The sequence below is a fragment of the Polaribacter sejongensis genome, assembly GCF_038024065.1.
Classification (GTDB): Bacteria; Bacteroidota; Bacteroidia; order Flavobacteriales; family Flavobacteriaceae; genus Polaribacter; species Polaribacter sejongensis.
Genome location: NZ_CP150667.1, coordinates 2,036,198 through 2,058,797, shown reverse-complemented (window position 1 = coordinate 2,058,797; position 22,600 = coordinate 2,036,198). Strand labels below are relative to the sequence as shown.

Below are 22,600 nucleotides of genomic sequence, written 5' to 3'. Positions count from 1 at the left end.
AAGATAAACTAATGAGAAATCTCATAGTATTGTTACTGTTTAGATTCCTCTTCCTTCGTCATTCGGAACGACATTCGTTTTTTCATTTAGACATGAGTTTTTTTGATCTTTCAACTCGGCTCAAAATAAACTAATGAGAAACCTCATATTATTACGGTTTAGATTGCTCTTTCTTTATTATTCAGAATGACATTCGAATTTGTCATTTCGAAATGAGTTTTTCAACGATTGAGAAATCTTATTACTCATTTAGAAAGATAATTTTGACTATTTTTATAAAATGCAAAGCCTTTTATCAGAAATAAAAAAATGCACTATTTGCGAACCGCATTTAGATTTGGGAGCAAACCCCGTAGTTACAGGTCATAAAAAATCTAAAATTGTAATTATTGGTCAAGCTCCAGGAACAAAGGTTCATAAATCTGGAATTCCTTGGGATGATGCAAGCGGGAAACAATTACGAAAATGGTTAAATGTTTCAAGTGAAGAGTTTTACAATGTAGAAAACTTTGCTATTGTACCGATGGGTTTTTGTTATCCAGGAAAAGGAAAAAGTGGAGACAAACCGCCTAGAAAAGAATGTGCTCCTCAATGGCATCAACAAATATTTGAGTTAATGCCAAGTTTAGAACTGATTATTCTAATTGGAATGTACGCTCAGAATTATTATTTAAAAGATAAAGCGAAACGTACTCTCACAGAAACGGTAGATAATTATCCGGAGTATTTGCCTAAATATTTTACATTGCCACATCCGTCTCCCAGAAATCGGTTTTGGTTGACTAAAAATCCTTGGTTTGAGAAAAATGTAATTCCGGAATTAGAAAATAGGGTTCAAAACATCATTAGGAGAAAATGAAAGAGAAAGTCTTGTTTTTCGATTTTCAATCTTTTGATATAAAGTATTAAAAAACTTTTGTCTTTCTACAGAGGCATCACCAGAAAGGTTGTTAGAAAACTCTATTTGCGTTTTAAAATGTTGTTCAATCTGGTTTGTTGTATTTTCATCACTTATTCTAAAATAACTTAAATTAGTATAGGGCACAAAAATCTTTTTTTGGGTTTCAGATTTCATAATTACCGTATTTAAAAGTGGAACTAAATTGTTGTGGTATAATTGGTAACTACTTTCACTATGGTTTCTTTTTTGATTTTTTGCTTGTTCTTCAATTACCTTTAAAGATTCTACCAAACTATCAGCAATCATTATTGACTCTGGTTTTGTGGTAAGACCTATGTCAAAAAAATATTGAATTTGATTTAAAATATTATCTATCGTAGAATCACTCCATATTTCTGTTAATGATATTTTATTGTATCCTTTTAAAAAAGTCTTGTGTTTTTTTAAAATTTCAGAAGAGGGCGTAAATCCCGAAAAAGGCATTTTTTTAATATTAGAATCTTTAGTAGATATATTAATTAAAGCAAATATTCTAAACATAGAAAAAAAACCACTGCCCGCATGATATAGAGGGTAGTCTTTAAGAGAGTTTATTAATAATGCTTCTCCCGATTCCTGTAATTTTTCAATTTCATTAGATGATTTATCTAAAAAAGTTTGTAAATAATCATCTTCAATTAAATGATGAGTTTTCTCTACAATAATCCTTTTACTATTATTGGTGGATAATAATAAGGTGTTTAAATCTATATTGTAATGATTTGCGAGTTTTAAAGTTTCAGCTAAATTTAATGCTGTTTTTCTATTAACTCTTCTATATGCAGCATCATAACTTAAATCTAAAACCTCTGCTATTTTATCTATAAAAGAAACGTTTTTAGGGAGTTTCTGTTTAATGTAATTAAATAATTCTTCTTCTGAACTTTTCATTTAGGCCTTTTTTTTCGTACTTAAAAATCACAAAAAAAACATTTATTTTTTGTGAAATACACAATTTTAAAACTAATGTTTTCTTTACTTTTGTGTACTAAATTTGAAAAGGTTGGGGGACCTTAATAATTTATTTTGAATCTCCTCACTTTTATAGTGAGGAGTTCTTTTTTTTTTTTGAAAAATAAATGTACTGCTTTTTATTGATGTTTACCAACTTCAAAACCATGTTTTCCTAAATATTGATCTCCGCTATCAATAGCATCTTTTTCTAAAGTTGTTCCCATAGAATCATTCCAACGATTTAAGTATCCAAAAAGGGAAATAACACCTAACATTTCTACAATTTCACCTTCATCCCAATACTTATATAATTCATTTTTAATTTTTGCATCCACTGCATTTGGCACCATAGAAGCAGCTAAAGAAAAATCTAATGCAGCGCGTTCAGCATCAGAAAAAGCAGGGTGTGTTTTGTATTCCCAAATATTATCTAATTGCTCTTGTTCTGCTCCGTAACGTTCTGCAGCTCTAATGGCGTGCGCTTGGCAATATCTACAACCGGTAGCATTACTAGAAACCCAAGCAATCATTCTTTTTAATGCAGATGTTACCCTGCCTTCATTTGCCATAACAGCCTTATTTAAGTTGATGAAAGCTTTAGAAATTGCGGGTCTGCGCTGCATTGTTAAAACAGAATTTGGGCAAAAACCTAAGGTCTCATTAAAGAATAGTGCTAATTCTTTTGTTTCTATATCGTGTTCTGAAGATAATGGGGTTACTAATGGCATATTTATGATTTTAAATTTATTTATGGAATTCTATTTTTATAACTTTACGATAAATATAACTGTAAAAAAATGGAAATAAAACTGCATTCTTATAATCTTCAATTAAAACACACTTTTACAATCTCTAGAGAGTCTCATGACTTTCAGCCAAGTTTAGTTGTAGAGTTAATTTCAGATGGATTTTCTGGTTTTGGAGAAGCAACTTCAAATCCTTATTATAATATTACTGTCGAAAACATGATGGCTACTATTCAGCAAAACTTACCTTTTATTAAGTCTTTGTCGGGAGAAGAACCTGCTGATTTTTGGCAAAAGTTACAACCTTTATTTGCTAAAAATATGTTTGCATTATGTGCTTTAGATATTGCTTTTAATGACTTAAATGCGCGTAAACAAGGAAAAAAACTATATGATGTTTGGGGTTTTAATACCGATAAAAACCCAATGACAGATTATACCATTGGTATCGATTCTGTAGAGAAAATGTTAGCGAAGATGAAAGAACTTCCTTGGCCAATTTATAAAATAAAATTAGGGACTAAAAATGATATTGAAATAGTAACTGAATTAAGAAAACATTCTGATGCAATTTTTAGAATTGATGCAAATTGTGGTTGGACTGCAGATCAAGCAATAGAGAATTCTTTTAAATTAAAAGAATTAGGTGTAGAGTTTTTAGAGCAACCTTTAAAAGCGGATGATATTGAAGGTGCTAAAAAATTATTCGAAAATTCTGCTTTACCAATTATTGCAGATGAAAGCTGTATTGTAGAAAGTGATGTAGAAAAATGTTTTGGTTTGTTTCATGGTGTAAACGTAAAGTTGACAAAATGTGGTGGGGTAACGCCTGGTAAAAGAATGTTAGAAAAAGCCAAAGAATTAGGCTTAAAAACAATGGTTGGTTGTATGACAGAGTCTACCGTAGGTATTTCTGCAATAGCACATTTATTACCGCTTTTAGATTATGTAGATATGGATGGTGGTTTGCTATTGAAAAAAGACATTGCTAATGGAGTTACCATAGATAATGGTGTAATTTCTTATGCTGATGAAAATGGAACTGGAGCTTCATTGTTATAAATATGCAATTAGAAAAAGTACCAACTACAACAGCTTTTTTAAACGGAAAAGAATACTTGTATTTTAGTGGCACTTCTTATTTAGGAGCTGCTGCTTTACCTGAGTTTCAAGAATTACTTTTTAAAGCTATTCAGAAGTGGGGAGTTTCTTACGGAAGCTCTAGAAGTGCAAATATAAAATTAGCTGTTTATGAAAGAGGTGAAACTTACTTGGCTAATTTTTTACAAACAGAAGCTGCTGTAACAGTTTCATCAGGTACTTTAGCAGGTCAATTTGCTATAAAAACATTAGGGACGTTTGTAGATGCTTTTTATTTTATGCCAAAAACGCATCCGGCAATTTTGCCAGAAAATGCGTTGTCTGTTTTTAGTGATTCAGAATTACACTCATCTTTAAAATCAATAAAAAATAAAAAAATAAGCATTGTTTTAGACGGAATTGCAGCATTTGAAACAACACCGTTTTCTTTCGGTTTTTTAGATGAAATTGATATTTCTAATACTATTTATTTGGTGATTGATGAATCTCATAGTTTAGGGGTTTTAGGCAAGAATGGAAACGGAATTTCAGAACTTGTACCAAAAAGAAAAAATATAAAAGTGATTATTAGTTCTTCTTTAGGAAAATCTTTTGGAGTTAATGGAGGTATAATTGCAGGAGATTTAAGTTTTATCAATCTTATCAAAAAAGACAATCTTTTTATTGGTTGCGCAGGTATGAGTCCTGCTTTTTTGGAGGTTTTTATAAATGCACAAGAAATTTATAAAAAGCAATTGGTAAAACTGAAAAGTAACATGGAGTATGTGTATCATCAATTAAAAGATAATACTGCCGTTACTATTGATAACTCTTATCCTGTTTTCTTTCATTCTGATGAAAAAATAGAACAAATTCTATTGGATAAAAATATTTTAATAACCTCTTTTTATTATGCTACAAGCACAAAAAAGTTTAATAGAATTGTTATCAATGCAAATCATACGAAAGCGCAATTAGATTTTTTAATTAACTCAATTAATATTAAAGTAAAATAATTAGCAATGAAAAAAATATACCTTTTATTACTGTTTATTAGTGTTGTTTCTTGTAAAGATGATCTTAAAATTATAGACAAGCCAATTGAGTTTGGAGAGTTAAGAGAGCAGTTAACTTTAGAGTACATGGAATCTCATTATGGGATTGTTCAAGATTCCCCAACAATTGAACCTAAAATGGTTGTGATCCATTGGACAGCAATACCAACATTAGAAAAATCTTTTGGTGCATTTGTAAATACCAAAATAGGGGACCACAGAACAAAAATTAATACAGCTAGCCAATTAAATGTTTCTTCTCAGTTTTTAGTTGATTTAGATGGAACTATTTATAGGCTAATGCCAGAAAACGTTATGGCAAGGCATGTAATTGGTTTAAATCATTGTGCTATTGGTATAGAAAATGTTGGAGGCACGGCATCAAAACCTTTAACCGAAAAACAATTAGAAGCGAATATTAAGCTTGTTACTTATTTAAAAAATAAATACGAAATTGATTACGTTATTGGTCATTATGAATATACTAATTTTGAAAACCATGAGTTATGGTTGGAAAAAGATAATGGTTATAGAACAGTAAAAACAGATCCAGGAAAAGATTTTTTAATGAAAGTTAAAAATGCTACAAAGAGCTTAGAGTTTAAAGAAGTTCCTGTTAAATAATATTTAGCAAAACAAATAGAAGAAAAAAAAGCATCAGAAATTATTTCTGATGCTTTTTCTATTTTACTTAATAAATTATAGTCGATTACTCAGCTACATTCCACCATACAGGTGTTGTTAATCGAACACTAGCTGTGTTGTCTGGCATGTTTTCGTAATTTCTATCCTCTTCATTATATTCATATACCATTGCTTGAATCCAATCATTTTCACCAGGGAAAATAGCTAAATTTACATTTATTGGTCTTTCTAAACCAGGATAAATTGTGTTACTATAATCCATTCTTCTTAAATCAACCCAAGTTTCTGGATCAAACAACAATGTAATGTATTTCTGAATCATAATATGTGATAATGTAACACCAGATTCTCCTACTTCAGCATCCATCTTAGCTAAATAATCAGTTGTCTCAGTAGCAGTTGCTTCTGCTTTTTCAAAATCTGCCTGAATTCCAGCTTTCAGAGCTGTATAAGCACCAGAATTATCTCCTTTTCTTAATCTAGCTTCCGCTTCTATGTATTTTACTTCACTATAAGTCATCATGTAAGTTGGCGCAGTAGGACTGGTGTAAAAACCACCATTTCCAACAGAATAATCATCACCACCATCTTCATTATTAGGTAAAGGACCTTCTCCAGTTCTAACACCTTGGTATCCACCATTTACAGCTTCTGGTACAATAATTTTAAGACGAGGATCTTCATAAGGAGTGTCTAAATCTAATGAGTTTTTTAATAATTCTACAAAAAAGTGAGAAAAATAATCTACTCTAGAGCTTCCGTAACCTCCTGTAGCGTATGGTTGACGGTCGTTTTCTGCTTCTCCACCACCATAACTTCTCATAGCATTATCTGCATTAGATTGTAAAGCTTTAGAACACGCTTCTATAATTGCATCTGCGTCATACGCCATGTCTCCAGAATTTTTCTTAGATAAATGGTTTAAATAACGAGCTTTTAAAGCGTAGGCTAATCTAATCCATTGTTCTTTATTTCCATTATAAAAAACATCACCACCATTGGAATTTAATTCAATGTCACTTGGTTGATTAATTTGTACAATTGCTTCATCTAACATTGTGATGATTCCTTGATACACCGCTTTTTGAGTTTCAAATTTAGGAGTTAAGTTTAATGAAGATTTTCCGTCATACGTTTCTGTAAAAACAATATCTCCATATTGGTCTGTTGTTGTACCAAAACCATACGCTCGTAAAATTTTACCAACAGCGATAAAGTTTGGAGAATTATGCTTTTCACCTAAAGCTATTAAATCTGCAGTATTTGGTAAAGAATACACGTATGCATTTTGCCATAAAAAGTAACTTCCTGTAGTCATAAAACTACTCCAAGTCTCTGAATAATAGTTGGGAACGTTTTGTGCACCGTGTTGAGTGATGCCTAAAACTTCTCTACTACCTCTATAGATAACACCAGTAAACATGTTTTCTATAGCACCTTTTATACGGTATTGAGGTTCTAATGACTCTGTTGTTGGTGCTGTTACAGAACTATTTACATCGAAATAATCTTCTGAACACGATAAAAATACCACACTAACTAATAGTATAAAAATTGTATATTTTAAATGTTTCATTTTTTATATTTTAAAAAGTTAATTTAAGACCAAGATCAAAACCTTTAGTATTTGGGGTACCAAGATTATCTACACCAACAGAACCAGCTCCAGGAACTCCTCCTCCAAATGCATTTATTTCAGGATCTACACCACTATAATTAGTAAAGGTTAATAAGTTTCTACCTGTTAAAGAAAATTCTAAGTTAGAAACAGGTAAACGCTCTAACAATTTTTTGCTTAACTTATAATTTAAACTTACATATCTTAAACGTGTATAAGAACCGTCTTCAACAAAGTTCTCTGAGTTTAAAGCATAATAATTTTGATAATACTCTTGGTTTTTTGTTACCGAAATATCATTTGCTGTTCCATCTGCTTTTACTCCAGAAATAATTGTTGTTTGCCCTCTATCTAAAGTACTTGTACCTACACCATAATAAGCCAATGCAGATGCAGTAGCATTATAAACAGTATTGCCTTCTACAATGTCTAATAAAAATGATAACCCAAAGTTTTTATATCTTAAAGTACTTGAAATACCTAATGTAAAATCTGGTTGTCTATCAACATCCGCATAGGTTTCGTCTGTTAAAGTTGGGTAACCGTCAGTTCCTATTAAAACTTCACCATTTTCGTTTTTGATAGCTCTCTTTCCTCTAAGCGAGAATAAAGACGCATCTAAAACACCTGCACCTGCAGCAGAGTTTAAAAATGTCCAAGAATCAGATAAATAAACCTCGTTTAGTTCTCCTGGTAAATCAATAACTGTTGTTACGTTACTACCAAAATTAAAATTCATGTCCCATTGAAATTCAGATGTAGATGGCATTAATTTTACAGATAATAACGCTTCTATACCCTTATTTTCTATTTCTCCACCGTTTAAGGTTGCGTAAAAAGTACCTGCTGTTGGAGGAACACGTATATCTGACAATATTTGATTATCTGAAATACTCTTATAATACGTTGCATTAAAACTTAATCTATTATTTAAGAAACTAGAATCGAAACCAAATTCCCAACTATTGGTAAACTCTGGTTCTAAAGCAGCATTACCAACATCTACTCCGTTGTATGCGTAACCTGTACTACCAAGTCCATTAATCTGAGTTACCAAGTAACTTTCTAATTGACCAATTGGTGCATCTTTACCTACTTGAGCCCAAGTACTTCTTAATTTTAAATAATTTAATCCATTACCTTCAGATTTAATATCAAATAAATCTGTAAGAACAGCAGATGCTCCTACGGAAGGGTAAAAGAAAGATCTACTCTTTGAAGGTAGTGTAGAAGACCAGTCATTTCTACCAGTAACATTTAAAAATAATGCATCTTTATAACCTAATTTTATTTCTCCGAAAACTCCCACATTTCTTTTTCTAGCAATACGCTCTAATATGGTTTGATTTTCTGTTGAAACATTACTGATATTATAAATACCTGGAGCTAAAAAACCATTACCAGTTAAGTAGTCTGTTTTTACATTACTATCTTCTATAGTATTACCCGCTAATAAGTTCAATTCAAATTTCTCTGATAACTTTTTAGTATACGTTGCTATAAAATTTGAAGTATATTTTTTATACAATCTTTCGTATTGAGAAATATAACCTTCATCTCTAGATTCGTTTAAAGAACCATTTGCGGTTATTCTTCTACTGTGTTGATCGTAAATATCTGCTCCAAACTTATAAGATAGATTTAAATTTTCGTTAATAGCATAATCTAGTCCTATAGAACCAATAAATCTGTTTAACTCATTTGTATTTGGGCTGTTATCTAAACTCCAATAAACATTGTCAGATTGTTGACCTGTATAAAAACCTTTTTGAGTACCGTTTGCATTTGTGTAATCATTAATATCTACATTAGAAGGATAATTTAATAAACTAGTAATACTACCACCAGTTGCATTTCCTTGTAGGGTACTTTTAATATTTGTTCTAACATAGTTACCTAAAACAGATAAAGTAAGTTTCTCTGAAATTTTCGAATTTTGATTAATTCTAAAAGTAGTTTTATTGTAAGAAGTAGATGGTATAATTCCTTGATTATCTAAATTACCTATAGAAAAATACGTATTTCCTTTAGCATTACCTCCTGTATAACTTGCAAAGTAATTTTGCGAAATTCCTGTTTTATAAAAGTCTTTTATATGGTTATATGTTTTTGTACCAGGAGATATTGCTTCTCCCCAAGAAAGTGGACTTTCTAAATTATAATTAACACTACCATCGGTCTGAACAATTTGTTCACCTTGACCATACATTTGTTGAATGTCTGGAGTTCCCATAACATTGTCTACAGAAAGAGATGAAGACAGAAAAACTTTACTCATACCTTCTTTTCCTCTTTTGGTTGTAATAATAACAGCTCCTTCTGCGGCTTGTATACCGTATAAAGCAGCAGCGGCAGGCCCTTTAAGAACCGTAATGCTTTCAATATCTTCTGGGTTTAAATCAGACGCTCTATTTGTACTTGCAACTTCAGAACTAGAATCTGTAGAATTGTCTATAGGTAATCCATCAACAATCATAAGTGGTTGGTTATTTCCTGTTATAGAAGTACCTCCACGAATCATAATTACAGCAGAAGACCCAGGTGCACCACCAGAACTAGTAACTGTAACACCAGAAACTTTTCCTTGTAAAGAGTTTACCATATTACTTTGGTTTCCTTCTAAAAGTTCTTCAGATTTTAATGCTTGTGCAGCGAAACCTAAAGATTTTTTTTGTCTTTTAACACCGAAAGAAGTTACTACTACCTCATTTAATACATTAGTATCTTCTTCTAATACAACATTTAATGTAGCGGAATTTACTTGAACTTCTTTTCTTTTAAAACCTAAAGAAGTAAAGACAATTGTTTCTCCTTTTTTTGCTGTAATAGAATACATTCCATTAAAATCGGTACTTGTACCTATTTTAGTGCCTTTAATTAACACACTTACCCCTGGTAATTCTCCTGTGTTATCTGTTACTTTTCCTTTGACATTAATTTCTTGAGATTGAATATTTAATGTAACCATAAAGATAAGTGAAACTGTAAAAAAAAGTTTTTTTATCATAAAAATGTTTTGTTGGTTAATATTTTGATAAAATTAGCTAAAAAAAAGATAATTCTCTTAAATAAATTAATAAAACAGCAGAAAAAAACAAAAAACAGCATTAAGTGTGCAAAAGGTCATGAAAAAATGAGAATCTTCTAAAAATAGACTTAAAATTAAGAGTTATTAAAAATAGCATAAAGACTGTACTTTTTAAAAGAAACATTCTAATTATTTTAACCATTAACTACTGTGTGTTTTCTTATTTTTGTAAGAATAAGCACAGATTACTATTTCAACTTTTAAAAATCTATACTAAAATCATTTAATATGACTACAAATATTGTAAGAACTACCTGGAAAGAAAACATGCAATTTGAATCTGATAATCCGAGTGGGTTAAATTTAACAATGGATGCTGGCGAAGAAAGTGGGGGAGAAGGAAAAGGGTACAGGCCAAAAGCTTTAATGTTAGCTTCATTGGCGGGGTGTTCTGGTTTAGATGTAGTGTCATTATTAACAAAAATGCGTGCAGAAGTTGCCGATTTTAAAATTGATATAACTGCAGAGTTAACAGATGAGCATCCAAAGTTTTATAATAAAGTAAAAGTAGATTATCATTTTACTGATACAGATTTAAAACCAGAAAAAATTCAGAAAGCTGTAAATTTATCGGTAACAAAATACTGTGGTGTTATGGAGATGTTTCGTCAATTTGCTGAGGTAGAAATTGAAATTCATTTACATAAAATTGAAAATTAAGAGATAAATAGCAATGAGATGGACGTTAAAACCAAAAGCAGATAAAGAAAAGGTAGAAAAATTAGCAAAAGAATTGCAGGTTGATAAAACCATAGCCGCAATTCTATGTCAAAGAAATATTGAAACTTTTGAAGATGCTAAAAATTATTTTCGTCCAAGTTTAGATGAAATTCATGATCCTTTTTTAATGAAAGACATGGATCTTGCAGTTGCAAGAATTGAAACAGCAATTGCTAACAACGAAAATATCTTAGTTTTTGGTGATTATGATGTAGACGGAACTACAGCAGTTTCTTTGGTTGCGTCTTATTTAAAAACGATTCATCCAAACATTGCTACTTATATTCCCGATAGATATGCCGAAGGTTACGGCGTTTCCTATATGGGAATTGATTTTGCTCATGACAATGATTTTTCTTTAATTATTGCCTTAGATTGCGGAATAAAAGCCATCGATAAAGTTGCGTATGCAACCGAAAAAAATGTCGATTTTATTATTTGCGATCACCATAAACCTGGTGATGAGATTCCGAAAGCAGTAGCCGTTTTAAATGCAAAAAGAGAAGATTGTAATTATCCTTTCGATGAGCTTTGTGGATGTGGAGTTGGGTTTAAATTGATTCAGGCTTTGGGAAGTTCTAGAGGTCAAACCATAGAAGATTTTGTTCCGTATTTAGATTTGGTTGCTACGGCAATTGCTGCAGATATTGTACCTATGAATGGTGAAAATAGAGTTTTAGCGTATCATGGATTACAGGTTATTAATAGAAGTCCGAGAAACGGAATAAAGGCAATTATTCATCAAACTAAAAAGTCTGAATTAACAATTACCGATGTTGTTTTTACCATTGCGCCAAGAATTAATGCGGCTGGTAGAATGAAGCATGGTAATTATGCTGTAGAATTATTAACAGAAATGGATTTTGATTCTGCCGTGGAGTTTGCTGCTGCCATAGAAATTTTTAATGCGGATAGAAAAGATTTAGATAAGAAAATTACAGACCAAGCTTTAATTCAGATTATTGATAATGAAGAAGAAGACCGTTTTACTTCGGTTGTTTTTCAAGAAGATTGGCATAAAGGAGTAATAGGTATTGTTGCTTCTCGTTTAATTGAAAAATATTACAGACCCACTTTAGTTTTTACCAAAAGTGGCGATAAACTAGCAGCTTCCGCTCGTTCTGTAAAAGGTTTTGATGTTTATAATGCATTGCATGCTTGCGAAGAGTTTATAGAGCAATTTGGCGGACATAAATATGCCGCAGGTTTAACTTTAGCACCGGAAAACTATGAGAACTTCAAAAATAAATTTGAAGAAGTTGTAAAAGCTACAATTGATAAAGAGTTGTTAACTCCGGAGATTTCTATAGATGCAGAAATAGATTTGTTAGAAATTACACCGAAGTTCTTTAGAATTATTCAGCAAATGGCACCTTTTGGTCCTATGAATATGCGACCGACTTTTAAAACAAGTTGTGTAAGAGATAATGGTTACGGAAAACAAGTTGGAGCGGATAAAACACATTTAAAACTAAATGTTTTTCAGGGTGATAATAAAAGAACTTTTAATTCTATTGGTTTTGGTTTAGGTGATAAAATGGAGTTTGTGCAAAACGATTTTGATATCGTATATGGCTTAGATGAAAATGATTGGAATGGGAATAAATCGATACAATTATTATTGAAAGATTTAAGATAGATAGCAATTGTCATTCCGACAGAGAGACGCAGGAACGACGAGGAATCTAGAGTTTTTTAATTATAGTTTTAGATTCCTCAATCGGCAAAAGGCCTCATTTCGGAATGACATGTTGAGTTTTTAAGTTTAATTTATCGTTCCAATGTCATTCCGAAAGAGAGACGTAGGAACGACGAGGGATCTAGAATTTTCGTAATTGTAATTTAGATTCCTAAATCGGCAAAAAGCCTTATTTAGGACTTACATTCTAACTTTTTAAATATTCATTTCAATAAAAAACCCACTCCTAAATTAGAAGTGGGAAAATTGCTATGAAAAAGAAAATGATAAGAAAGTATCTTACCATAATCAATAAGACGACCCTTTTTATTAAAACTTACACTTTATTTTAAAATAATTTAAATTAATTTTCCATTGACATTAAAACCATTCTTAACTCCATGAAAGTAAAAGATTTATCTACTTTCTCTTTTAGGTCTGTTAAGCTTTTAAACTCTGTATCTTCTATCGCATTTACAATCTTCTTATACTTTTTAGTGTCAATTAACTCTAAAATGTCAACATCTCCAGAAGGAATGTAACTAGCCAGGTGACTTTCTATAGTTCCGGTAGTTAAGCTTCTTTCTTTAACGATTTCTTTAATTGAAAGCCCAGATTTAAACAGCTCAAAAGTAATTTGTTTGGTAGGTTTTTTATCTTCTTTCTTTTGCTCGTTTAATTTATTGATTCCGTTTTTTTTACAATAATCTTCAATGACTTCTAAAATCTGCTCACCATATTTTGTTACACGAGTTTTTCCCATTCCAACAGTGCTTAACAATGCTTTTTCTGTTCTAGGTAAGTCATCGCACATGGCGTATAAAGCTTCTTGTGTAAATATTTGAAAATGCGGAATTCCTAAATCTTTAGAAATATCATCTCTTAGTTGACGTAGTTTTAACGCTAAAATTGGGTCGCGTTTAGAGGCTACTGTTTTCTTTTTAGTTGGAGCCGATTTTTGTAAAACAGCATTTGCTCTTACTTTTAAATAGTCTCGCACTTTAAAACCATTGTTTATTTTTTGAAGGGCAAACAGTTTTTCTAATAGCTTTTCTTGTAAGCTGTCAAACTGTTTGGTAAAATCACTTTTTACTGTTTTATTATCTGTAGAAAACTGAATTGCATTTAAAGGTTTTAGGATATTTCCTTTTGTTTGTGTTACAAAATAATCTACTGCTTTTGTAAAACGTTCTTGAATTTGAGAACTATTTTCTGGCAAGACATTGTCTTCACAAATTTGTGCTAATTGATTTTTAAACCCGTTAGAGACTTTCATTAAAGCCACAACACCATCATCTTTTATGGTTTGTAAATGATCTATAACATCTCCTTTTATACTTGTATGATTCTTGTAGAAAATATCTATCAATCTAGAAACGGGATATAAAAATGGCTGGTAATCGAATAACTCAGAAATTAAATTCAGCTGAAAGTGTTTTTCAGATTCGTTTAAAACATGTTCATCTGGATGATTTTCTTCTACACTTTCATTAAAAACACTAACCGTTCTGTCATTAATAATTGCACTGCTTGTAATTGGTGTTTTTAAAACCAAACCTTCTAAAGAAGTACATCTACTTAAGGCAACATACGTTTGTCCGTGTGCAAAAGAAGCTTCTGCATCTATAATGGCTTTTTCAAAGGTTAAACCCTGACTTTTATGAATGGTAATTGCCCAAGCCAATCGCAATGGGATTTGGGAGAAAGAACCAGAGATATCTTCTTTTATTTCTTTTGTTTCTTCATCAATAGAATAATTGATGTTTTCCCAGGTTTCTTTTTCTGTAACAATCTCATCAATTTCATTAGGACATTGTACCGTTACATTTTGTAGCGAAATATCTGTTATAATTCCTATTTTTCCGTTGTAATATCTTTTATCGGGTGATGAATCATTTTTGATAAACATTACTTGTGCTCCCATTTTTAACTCTAATTTTTCATCATTAGGGAAAGCGTTATCATTGAATTTACCAGAAACATCCGCTTTAAAAAAGTAGCTTTTGGTGTTCAGTTTATTTAATTCTGAACTGTTAATTAAATTGGCTCTATTGTTATGTGTTGTTAAGGTAATATAACCATCATCTTTAGTAGGAGAGAAGGTAGGATCGTAATTTCTATTTAAAATTTCAGCAGATTTTTCTGATAAGGTATCTGTTCTAATTTCATTTAAGATGGTAATGAAATCTTCATTTTTCTGACGATAAATATGTTTCAATTCTATGGAAACAACATCTGCTTCTTGATACGCTTTAGAACTAAAAAAGTATACAGTATTATAATGTTGTTGCAACAAACTCCATTCATTTGGCCTAACTACTGGCGCTAATTGTTGTAAATCTCCAATCATTAAAACCTGTGCACCACCAAAAACTTTATTTCTGTTTTTATAACGACGCATCACTTGGTCTATTCCGTCTAACAAATCGGCACGAACCATAGAAATTTCATCAATAATTATTAAATCTAACGATTTTATAATATCAATCTTCGTTTTAGAAAACTTACGTTGCTGGTTTGTATTTGCAATTTGATCTGGTAAAATAGGACCAAAAGGCATTTGAAAAAAAGAATGAATGGTAACTCCTTTTGCGTTAATTGCTGCAACACCAGTTGGTGCTACAATAACCATTCTTTTTAAAGATTCCTTTTTAATTTGATGTAAAAAAGTAGTTTTTCCTGTACCTGCTTTTCCTGTAACAAAGATATTTCTATCTGTTTTATCAATAAATTGTAATGCAAGTTCTAGTTCAGGATTTTTAGACATTTTTTACTTTTTGGTGCAAGGTAAATAAACATTATTATAAATAATAAAATAATTATTCTTGATTTAACATGTAATTTAATCAATTATAAAAGAATACTATTGTTTACTTTTTTTAATATTATAGTGATACACTTTAATGCTGTTTATTTTAGGTTGTTATGATATCGTTGTGAGAATAGCTAACAAACAAGTTTAGCCCTGATTGAGCCTTTCGTCAAGCTTAAGACAAGCTATTTGTTTGAGCTCTTTTTTGAGGAATGAAAAAAAAGTGAGTAGAGAAAGCAGGAAATGGCTTCAAATAAAAAATCCCAAGCAAAAGCTCAGGGTCTTGTTATAAATAAGTTGAAGGAGAAACGCTATTTATTAACATCTATAAATTTAAGTATCTCTTTGTAATTCTTATTCCATGGCCAAAAGAATTGGCTCATCATTGGTATGTGTTTTTTTGACTGAAAGTTGATGTTAACACTTGGTTGAAATTTATGTAACTTTTCTAGAAATTCTTTATTTTGAGAAATAATAGACGGGAATGTTTTTGTCCCAGTCATCATAAAAATTGGTGGTGTTTTTTCTGATACAAAATAAATGGGTGAAGCATCTTTCCAATTTTCTTCTTTGCTTGTCCAAGTTACATCATAATTATGTTCTTTAGTTGGTGGATATTTCTTTAAATAAGAATACATATCTAATCCTGCAGCATCATTTAAAATGATTCCTTTAACCATCTCTTTATTGTTTAAATATTTAGGATTCGTTCCTACCAATGCAATTAAATGTCCGCCTGCAGAATGCCCCATTAAAAATATTTGATCAGGATTCCCGTTGTACTTTTCGATGTTTTCATAAGTCCATTTTATGGCTGCAGTAACTTCTTCTGCCATCGTATCGTAACTACCATTAGGACTTAACGTATAGTTAGGAATAACGGTTACCACGTCTTTCTTTGCAAAATTTCTACCTAAAAATCCGTAGATTTCTTTTTTACCTTCATTCCAGTAGCCACCATGTATGAAAATTACAACGGGGTTGTCTTTAGACTTTCGAGTCTTGTATACATCTAATTCTGGAAAAGATGTTACTAAAGCTTTTGAATCTTTTATATAAGAAACATCACTTGTTTTCTTAGACGCACAACTAGATAAGAAAAGGATATAGAAAACAACTGTTAACACTTTAAAAAAAAACTGTATATGTATTGATGTCGTTAATTTGTTCATCATTTTTTATTTTGATAGTGTGTACATTATTCTTTTAAAACTATTAAAGAAGTTTTTTAATAATATTAAAGTATTTAAAAGGGATGTATTTTAAAGGTAAATCTATCCAAGTTGGGTTGGTTACAACCGCTCTTTTATGGCTAAAAGCAAAAAAACTGTATTGTCCGTGGTAGTTTCCTAATCCGCTATTTCCAACACCTCCAAAAGGTAAATGATGGTTGCTTACATGCATTAATGTATCATTTATACAAGCGCCACCAGATGAGGTTTTTGCTAAAATATCTTTCGCATTTTTGTTTTTTCCAAAATAATAGAAAGCCAAAGGTTTTTCATTTTTATTGATGTAATCTATAGTTTCATTAATATGACTAAAACTCATTACAGGTAATATTGGTCCGAATATTTCTGCTTGCATGATTTTAAAATCAGGCTGAACGTTATCAATAATAGTAGGAGCAATAAACTTCTCTTTCATATCGATTTCTCCACCTGTATGTATGGTTCCTTGATCTAATAAACCACTTAATCGTTCTACAGCACTTTGGTTTACAATACGTGGATAAAAACGACTTTGTTTAATATCATCACCATACATGTCTTTGATGTTTTTGGCAATTTTATTTAGTAATTCGTCTTTAATAGATTCGTGTGCAAAAAGGTAATCTGGCGCAATACATGTTTGTCCTGCATTGATTAATTTTCCCCAAATAATTCGTTTTGCGGCAATATCTATATTTGCATCTGCATCTACAATACACGGACTTTTTCCACCCAACTCTAAAACGACTGGTGTTAGATTTTCTGCAGCAGCTTTCATTACTACTTTTCCTACTCTTGGACTTCCGGTAAAGAAAATGATATCGAAACGTTGTGCAAATAATATGGTGTTGGTTTCTTTTCCTCCATGGACAACACTAATGTAACTAGAGTCAAAGTTTTCTAAAATCATCTCTTCCATAACCTTTGCAACGGTTGGTGTATCTGGAGATGGCTTAAGTACGCTACAACAACCTGAAGAAATTGCACCAACTAAAGTGTTAATTAGTAATTGAAAAGGATAATTCCAAGGCGCAACTATTAATGCTGTACCTAAAGGTTCGTAAATAATTTTGCTAGAAGCAGGAATTAAATGTAGCGAAGAGGTAACCTTTTTAGGTGCTGCCCATTTTTTTAAATGTTTAATATGGTTGTCAATTTCACCAATAACAATACTTATTTCTGTTAAATAAGCTTCTTCTGGTGATTTATGTAAATCTTTCCATAAAGCAGTTTCAATTTTTTGTTGATATTGAAGAATGGCTTTTTTTAACGTTTTTAATTGCGTTAATCGAAAGCTAATATCTTTTGTTTTATGTGTTGCAAAAAATGACTTATGTGCTGCTATGTTTTTTAGAATTATTTCTTTTGATGTTTCTTTCATGGTAATATATCTAATTACTGATTGTTGAAATATTTAAGAATTGTAAAAGCATTCTTTATCACTAAATTAAATAGAAATTAGTGGATTATGACTTTTAAATGCTACTATTATTTTTGTCGTGATTTAATTTTATTTATTACAGCCAAAATTGAGTTATGCTATTTAAACTTTATAAAAGGAAAAACTCTAGATTACTCGTTGTTCTTACGTCTTTCTTTGAGAATGACATTATCATTATAAAAGAATATTCAAACAAGTCTAGCCCTGATTGAACCTTTCGTCAGGCTCAAGACAGGCTATCTGTTTGAGCTCTTTTTTGAAAAATGACAAAAAAGCGAGTAGTGAAAGCAGGAAATAGCTTCAAATAAAAAAAACCTTTCTGATTTCTCAAAAAGGTTTTTAATATCTAAAAGTCTAAAAGTCTAAATTTCTAATTATCTAGAAATCGAACTTACATTTCTAATGCTTTTGCTGGATTGTTGTCCATCAATAACTCAACTGGGTTTTCTAAAGCTTCTTTAACAGCTACTAAGAAACCTACAGATTCTCTACCATCTACAATTCTATGATCGTAAGATAAAGCAACGTACATAATTGGCTGAATTACAATTCCGCCATTTACAGCCATTGGTCTGTTTACAATGTTGTGCATTCCTAAAATTCCACTTTGTGGAGGATTTAAAATAGGAGTAGATAACATAGAACCAAATACACCACCGTTGGTAATTGTAAAAGTTCCACCAGTCATTTCATCAATAGTAATTTGACCGTCTCTTGCTCTAATTGCTAAACGTTTTACTTCAGATTCTACACCTCTAAAAGATAAGTTTTCTGCATTTCTAATAACAGGAACCATTAAACCTTTTGGTCCAGAAACTGCAATAGAAATATCTTGAAAATCATTTTTAATTTGATAATCTCCATCAATCATAGAGTTTACATCTGGAAATAATTTTAAAGCTCTAACCACGGCTAAAGTAAAGAAAGACATAAAGCCTAATCCAACACCGTGTCTTGCTTTAAAAGCTTCTTTATATTCTGTACGTAAATCAAAAATAGGTTGCATGTTTACTTCGTTAAAAGTAGTTAACATAGCCGTTTCGCTTTTTACAGCTACCAAACGTTCTGCAACTTTTCTACGTAACATAGACATTTTCTTACGCTCTGTTCCTCTAGAACCACTAGCAGGTTGCGTTCCCATAGAAGGTACTGCTTTTACAGCATCATCTTTGGTAATTCTACCATCTTTTCCACTACCTTTTACAGCAGAAGGAGCAATTCCTTTTTCAGCTAAAACTTTTTTAGCAGCAGGAGAAGCTGTTCCAGTTGCGTATGTAGCAGCTTTTGGCGCTTCTTTTACTTCAACTTTCTTTTCTTCTTTTGGCGCTTCTGTTTTTGCAGGTGCATCACCTTCTGGTTTTGCAGCACTTGTGTCAATTAAACAAACAACTGCACCAACGGCAACAGCGTCACCTTCTTCTGCTTTTAAAGTGATAATTCCACTTTCTTCAGCAGGCAATTCTAAGGTTGCTTTGTCAGAATCTACTTCTGCAATAGGTTGATCTTTTTCTACATAATCACCATCTTCTACTAACCAAGTTGCAATTTCTACTTCTGTAATTGATTCCCCCGGAGAAGGAACTTTCATTTCTAAAACACTCATGCTTTCTTAATTTATTAATACCAAACTTAATACGGTACGCTATTTAATTATTTTTTTATTTTATTTATTTGGGCGTTTTAACAGGCTTTCCATTATATCTTTTTTACTTCTGTTCTCGATACAAATTTGCAAAAGAGCAAATTCACTCGAACTGACAGTAAAAAAGGATGTCATTTCAATCCTTAACGCTTTTACTCAGTATCAAAAACACTGTCTATAACAGCTTTATGACGTTTTTTAAATCTTGTACTAGAACCAGCTGCAGGTACTGCATAGTATTTACGAGAACGAACTGTTAATTTTACCAACTCAAAACGTTCTAACATATAACTCCAAGCTCCCATGTTTCTTGGTTCTTCTTGTGCCCAAATGTATTCTTCTACATTAGGATATCTATCTATTACTTTCTGTATTTTCTCTAAGTGTAAAGGGAATAATTGCTCTATTCTTACCAAAGCAATATCATCTCTTTTTAAATTTTCTCTTTCTTCAAGTAAATCATAATAGAATTTACCCATACAGAAAACTATTTTCTTTACTTTTTTAGGTGCTAGTGTGTCATCTATAACTTCTTGAAATTCACTAGTAGCTAAATCTTGAATCGTATTAACTGCTTTTGGATGACGTAATAAACTTTTAGGTGTAAATACAATTAAAGGTTTTCTATACGTACGTTTCATTTGTCTACGTAACAAATGATAAAAGTTAGAAGGTGTTGTACAATTTGCAACCGTCATATTATCTATAGCACATAATTGTAAGTAACGTTCTATCCTAGCAGATGAATGCTCAGAACCTTGTCCTTCATAACCGTGAGGTAATAAGACTACAATTCCGTTTTGTAATTTCCATTTATCTTCTGCTGCAGAAATATATTGGTCAAACATAATTTGTGCACCGTTAGAGAAATCTCCAAACTGTGCTTCCCAAATTGTTAATGTATTAGGGTTTGCCATGGCGTAACCATAATCAAAACCAAGTACACCGTATTCAGACAATAACGAGTTGTAAATCGTCATTTGTCCTTTATTATTAGGGTTTGTATTTAATAAGTTGATACGCTCTTCTGTAACCTCATCACGTAAGATAGCGTGTCTGTGAGAAAATGTTCCTCTTTCTACATCTTGTCCAGAAATACGAATGTTATATCCTTCTTCCATTAAACTTCCGTAGGCAAGTGTTTCTGCCATTCCCCAGTCTAAGTTATTCGTTTCAAAAGTCATTTTAGCTCTACCAGCTAAAATACGTTCTGCTTTTCTAACAAAGTTAGCTCCTTCAGGAACTGTAGAAACAATCTTTGCTATATTTTTTAACTTATCTTCTTCGTACGTTGTATTATCCGTAAGTAACATTGTGTCCAGGTCTTCACGCTCATATCCTTCCCAGGTAGATTGCATAAATTCCCTTACGATTGATTTTTCTACTTTCTTAGCCTCCTCAAATTCTCTTTCAAGCATTTGTTTAAATTCGGTAGTAATTTCCTTTAAGTAAGAGCCGTCTATAGAACCTTCTGAAAGCAATTGTTCTGCATAAATATCTTTTGGATTTTTATGTTTAGAGATTGCTTTGTATAATGTAGGTTGTGTAAAACGAGGTTCATCTCCTTCATTATGTCCATATTTTCTATAGCCTAATAAATCGATAAAAATATCTTGTTTAAACTTCATTCTAAATTCTAACGCCATTTCCATAGCGTGACAAACAGCTTCTGTATCGTCAGCATTTACGTGTAATACTGGCGATAAAGTTACTTTTGCTACATCTGTACAGTACGTACTAGAACGTGCATCTAAATAATTAGTTGTAAAACCAATTTGATTATTTACAACAATGTGAATTGTACCACCTGTTTTATAACCATTTAATTTTGCCATTTGAGTTACCTCATATGCAATACCTTGACCTGCAATTGCAGCATCTCCGTGAATTATAATTGGTAATATTTTGCTAGCATCACCATTATATTTTCTATCTATTTTAGCTCTTGTAATTCCTTCTGTTACTGCAGCTACAGTTTCTAAGTGCGAAGGATTTGGAACTAAATTCATTTTTATTTCGTTACCATCTCTAAAAGTTTTACTTAACGTTAAACCTAAATGGTACTTTACATCTCCATCGATGTCTTCATCTTCGAAATCTTTCCCTTCAAATTCACTAAATAAATCTCTAACAGGTTTTTTAAAGATGTTAACCAAGGTATTTAAACGGCCTCTATGCGCCATTCCTAAAACACATTCTTTAACTCCGTATTTTTCTGCGGCATCTCTTAAGATAACACTCATACCAGGAATTAAGGTTTCTCCACCTTCTAAAGAAAAACGTTTCTGACCTACATATTTAGTTTGTAAGAAACTCTCAAAAGTTACTGCTTGGTTTAGTTTTCCTAAAATATATTTTTTAGCCTCTATAGAGTAGTTTGGATGGTTGTCGTTTTTATTAAAACGTTCATGCCACCATTTTAATTTTTCTGGGTTACGCATATACATGTATTCTACACCAATAGAATCACAGTAAATACGTTGTAAGTTTTTTATAATTTCAGAAAGTTTTGCTTTTCCTAAGCCTAAAACTTCACCTGCAGAAAATTCTTTATCTAAATCGATTTCGGAAAGTCCAAAGTTTTCAAGATCTAAAGTAGGGTAATACTGTCTTCTATCTCTAACCGGGTTTGTTTTTGTAAATAAATGACCACGTGTTCTGTACCCATTAATTAAATCGACAACAAAAAATTCTTTACGAACTTCTTGAGGTATTTCTGATGAAACTTCTTCTTCATCTTTTAAAGAATAATTCTCATTTGCTAAATCATATCCCTGAAAGAAGCTTCTCCAGCTTGGTTCTACGGCATCTGGGTTTATCAAATACTTATCATATAAATCAGCTATAAAGCCTGTGTGTGCTGCGTTTAAAAACGAAAATTTATCCATATTATAGTTTCTACTTTTTTAAAGTATGTAATGCAGAATCAAAAATACAAATTTTGTAGTAAACCCGTATTATTTATTGATA

Annotated in this window: 15 protein-coding genes; 6 read left to right on the top strand and 9 right to left on the bottom strand. The window is 31.4% G+C overall.

Annotated elements, in window-relative coordinates; all coding sequences use genetic code 11:
* The first annotated feature begins 280 nt into the window (after positions 1 to 280).
* Positions 281 to 859 carry a uracil-DNA glycosylase family protein gene (locus WHD08_RS08555; protein ID WP_208891116.1) on the top strand — a complete coding sequence of 193 codons (579 nt, stop codon included), beginning with the start codon at positions 281 to 283 and terminating at the stop codon, positions 857 to 859.
* On the opposite strand, the gene WHD08_RS08550 is transcribed toward WHD08_RS08555, so the two are convergent.
* Complete coding sequence (locus tag WHD08_RS08550) at positions 821 to 1,831, bottom strand: hypothetical protein (protein WP_208891117.1); 1,011 nt, start codon at positions 1,829 to 1,831, stop codon at positions 821 to 823. The genes WHD08_RS08555 and WHD08_RS08550 overlap by 39 nt on opposite strands.
* Before the next feature lie 200 nt (positions 1,832 to 2,031).
* Positions 2,032 to 2,622, bottom strand: a complete 591-nt coding sequence (locus WHD08_RS08545) for a carboxymuconolactone decarboxylase family protein (RefSeq protein ID WP_208891118.1) — start codon at positions 2,620 to 2,622, stop codon at positions 2,032 to 2,034.
* 69 nt (positions 2,623 to 2,691) lie between these two features.
* Between WHD08_RS08545 and WHD08_RS08540 the strand changes: the two genes are divergently transcribed.
* Genes WHD08_RS08540 through WHD08_RS08530 form a run of 3 tightly spaced genes read left to right on the top strand, consistent with a single transcriptional unit; the run spans position 2,692 to position 5,399 of the window.
* Complete coding sequence (locus WHD08_RS08540; RefSeq protein WP_165733035.1) at positions 2,692 to 3,702, top strand: dipeptide epimerase; 1,011 nt, start codon at positions 2,692 to 2,694, stop codon at positions 3,700 to 3,702.
* A 2-nt stretch (positions 3,703 to 3,704) separates the two neighbouring features.
* The gene (locus WHD08_RS08535; protein ID WP_165733034.1) at positions 3,705 to 4,736 is read left to right on the top strand and encodes an aminotransferase class I/II-fold pyridoxal phosphate-dependent enzyme; all 1,032 of its coding nucleotides are present in this window, start codon (positions 3,705 to 3,707) and stop codon (positions 4,734 to 4,736) included.
* 6 nt (positions 4,737 to 4,742) lie between these two features.
* Complete coding sequence (locus tag WHD08_RS08530; protein ID WP_208891119.1) at positions 4,743 to 5,399, top strand: peptidoglycan recognition protein family protein; 657 nt, start codon at positions 4,743 to 4,745, stop codon at positions 5,397 to 5,399.
* Positions 5,400 to 5,484: 85 nt separating this feature from the next.
* On the opposite strand, the gene WHD08_RS08525 is transcribed toward WHD08_RS08530, so the two are convergent.
* Both WHD08_RS08525 and WHD08_RS08520 read right to left on the bottom strand, forming a co-directional pair.
* The gene (locus WHD08_RS08525; protein ID WP_208891120.1) at positions 5,485 to 6,996 is read right to left on the bottom strand and encodes a SusD/RagB family nutrient-binding outer membrane lipoprotein; all 1,512 of its coding nucleotides are present in this window, start codon (positions 6,994 to 6,996) and stop codon (positions 5,485 to 5,487) included.
* Between the two features lie 10 nt (positions 6,997 to 7,006).
* Positions 7,007 to 10,045: a SusC/RagA family TonB-linked outer membrane protein gene (locus WHD08_RS08520; protein ID WP_205860260.1), complete on the bottom strand. Its 3,039-nt coding sequence runs from the start codon at positions 10,043 to 10,045 to the stop codon at positions 7,007 to 7,009.
* A gap of 309 nt (positions 10,046 to 10,354) precedes the next feature.
* Here WHD08_RS08520 and WHD08_RS08515 point away from each other — a divergent pair, with 309 nt between their 5' ends.
* Both WHD08_RS08515 and recJ read left to right on the top strand, forming a co-directional pair.
* Positions 10,355 to 10,786, top strand: coding sequence for an OsmC family protein (locus WHD08_RS08515; RefSeq protein WP_165733031.1), 432 nt, complete (start codon positions 10,355 to 10,357; stop codon positions 10,784 to 10,786).
* 13 nt (positions 10,787 to 10,799) lie between these two features.
* Positions 10,800 to 12,485, top strand: coding sequence for a single-stranded-DNA-specific exonuclease RecJ (gene recJ / locus WHD08_RS08510; protein ID WP_208891121.1), 1,686 nt, complete (start codon positions 10,800 to 10,802; stop codon positions 12,483 to 12,485).
* Positions 12,486 to 12,888: 403 nt separating this feature from the next.
* On the opposite strand, the gene WHD08_RS08505 is transcribed toward recJ, so the two are convergent.
* From WHD08_RS08505 to WHD08_RS08485, 5 genes are all read right to left on the bottom strand, one after another.
* On the bottom strand, positions 12,889 to 15,291 hold the full coding sequence (locus WHD08_RS08505) for a helix-turn-helix domain-containing protein (RefSeq protein ID WP_208891122.1): 2,403 nt from the start codon (positions 15,289 to 15,291) through the stop codon (positions 12,889 to 12,891).
* Between the two features lie 356 nt (positions 15,292 to 15,647).
* Entirely contained in the window at positions 15,648 to 16,511 is an 864-nt protein-coding gene (locus tag WHD08_RS08500) for an alpha/beta hydrolase (RefSeq protein WP_244183339.1), read from the bottom strand.
* 40 nt (positions 16,512 to 16,551) lie between these two features.
* The gene (locus WHD08_RS08495) at positions 16,552 to 17,928 is read right to left on the bottom strand and encodes an aldehyde dehydrogenase (RefSeq protein ID WP_208891123.1); all 1,377 of its coding nucleotides are present in this window, start codon (positions 17,926 to 17,928) and stop codon (positions 16,552 to 16,554) included.
* A 451-nt stretch (positions 17,929 to 18,379) separates the two neighbouring features.
* Positions 18,380 to 19,591 carry a 2-oxoglutarate dehydrogenase complex dihydrolipoyllysine-residue succinyltransferase gene (odhB, locus tag WHD08_RS08490; protein ID WP_208891124.1) on the bottom strand — a complete coding sequence of 404 codons (1,212 nt, stop codon included), beginning with the start codon at positions 19,589 to 19,591 and terminating at the stop codon, positions 18,380 to 18,382.
* Positions 19,592 to 19,782: 191 nt separating this feature from the next.
* Complete coding sequence (locus WHD08_RS08485; protein WP_165733025.1) at positions 19,783 to 22,518, bottom strand: 2-oxoglutarate dehydrogenase E1 component; 2,736 nt, start codon at positions 22,516 to 22,518, stop codon at positions 19,783 to 19,785.
* Positions 22,519 to 22,600: the final 82 nt, after the last annotated feature.

Bases quoted from the DNA above. Each gene is read 5' to 3' on its own strand.
- WHD08_RS08555 (WP_208891116.1), top strand. From the start codon at position 281: ATGCAAAGCCTTTTATCAGAAATAAAAAAATGCACTATTTGCGAACCG.
- WHD08_RS08550 (WP_208891117.1), bottom strand. From the start codon at position 1,831: ATGAAAAGTTCAGAAGAAGAATTATTTAATTACATTAAACAGAAACTC.
- WHD08_RS08545 (WP_208891118.1), bottom strand. From the start codon at position 2,622: ATGCCATTAGTAACCCCATTATCTTCAGAACACGATATAGAAACAAAA.
- WHD08_RS08540 (WP_165733035.1), top strand. From the start codon at position 2,692: ATGGAAATAAAACTGCATTCTTATAATCTTCAATTAAAACACACTTTT.
- WHD08_RS08535 (WP_165733034.1), top strand. From the start codon at position 3,705: ATGCAATTAGAAAAAGTACCAACTACAACAGCTTTTTTAAACGGAAAA.
- WHD08_RS08530 (WP_208891119.1), top strand. From the start codon at position 4,743: ATGAAAAAAATATACCTTTTATTACTGTTTATTAGTGTTGTTTCTTGT.
- WHD08_RS08525 (WP_208891120.1), bottom strand. From the start codon at position 6,996: ATGAAACATTTAAAATATACAATTTTTATACTATTAGTTAGTGTGGTA.
- WHD08_RS08520 (WP_205860260.1), bottom strand. From the start codon at position 10,045: ATGATAAAAAAACTTTTTTTTACAGTTTCACTTATCTTTATGGTTACA.
- WHD08_RS08515 (WP_165733031.1), top strand. From the start codon at position 10,355: ATGACTACAAATATTGTAAGAACTACCTGGAAAGAAAACATGCAATTT.
- recJ (WP_208891121.1), top strand. From the start codon at position 10,800: ATGAGATGGACGTTAAAACCAAAAGCAGATAAAGAAAAGGTAGAAAAA.
- WHD08_RS08505 (WP_208891122.1), bottom strand. From the start codon at position 15,291: ATGTCTAAAAATCCTGAACTAGAACTTGCATTACAATTTATTGATAAA.
- WHD08_RS08500 (WP_244183339.1), bottom strand. From the start codon at position 16,511: ATGATGAACAAATTAACGACATCAATACATATACAGTTTTTTTTTAAA.
- WHD08_RS08495 (WP_208891123.1), bottom strand. From the start codon at position 17,928: ATGAAAGAAACATCAAAAGAAATAATTCTAAAAAACATAGCAGCACAT.
- odhB (WP_208891124.1), bottom strand. From the start codon at position 19,591: ATGAGTGTTTTAGAAATGAAAGTTCCTTCTCCGGGGGAATCAATTACA.
- WHD08_RS08485 (WP_165733025.1), bottom strand. From the start codon at position 22,518: ATGGATAAATTTTCGTTTTTAAACGCAGCACACACAGGCTTTATAGCT.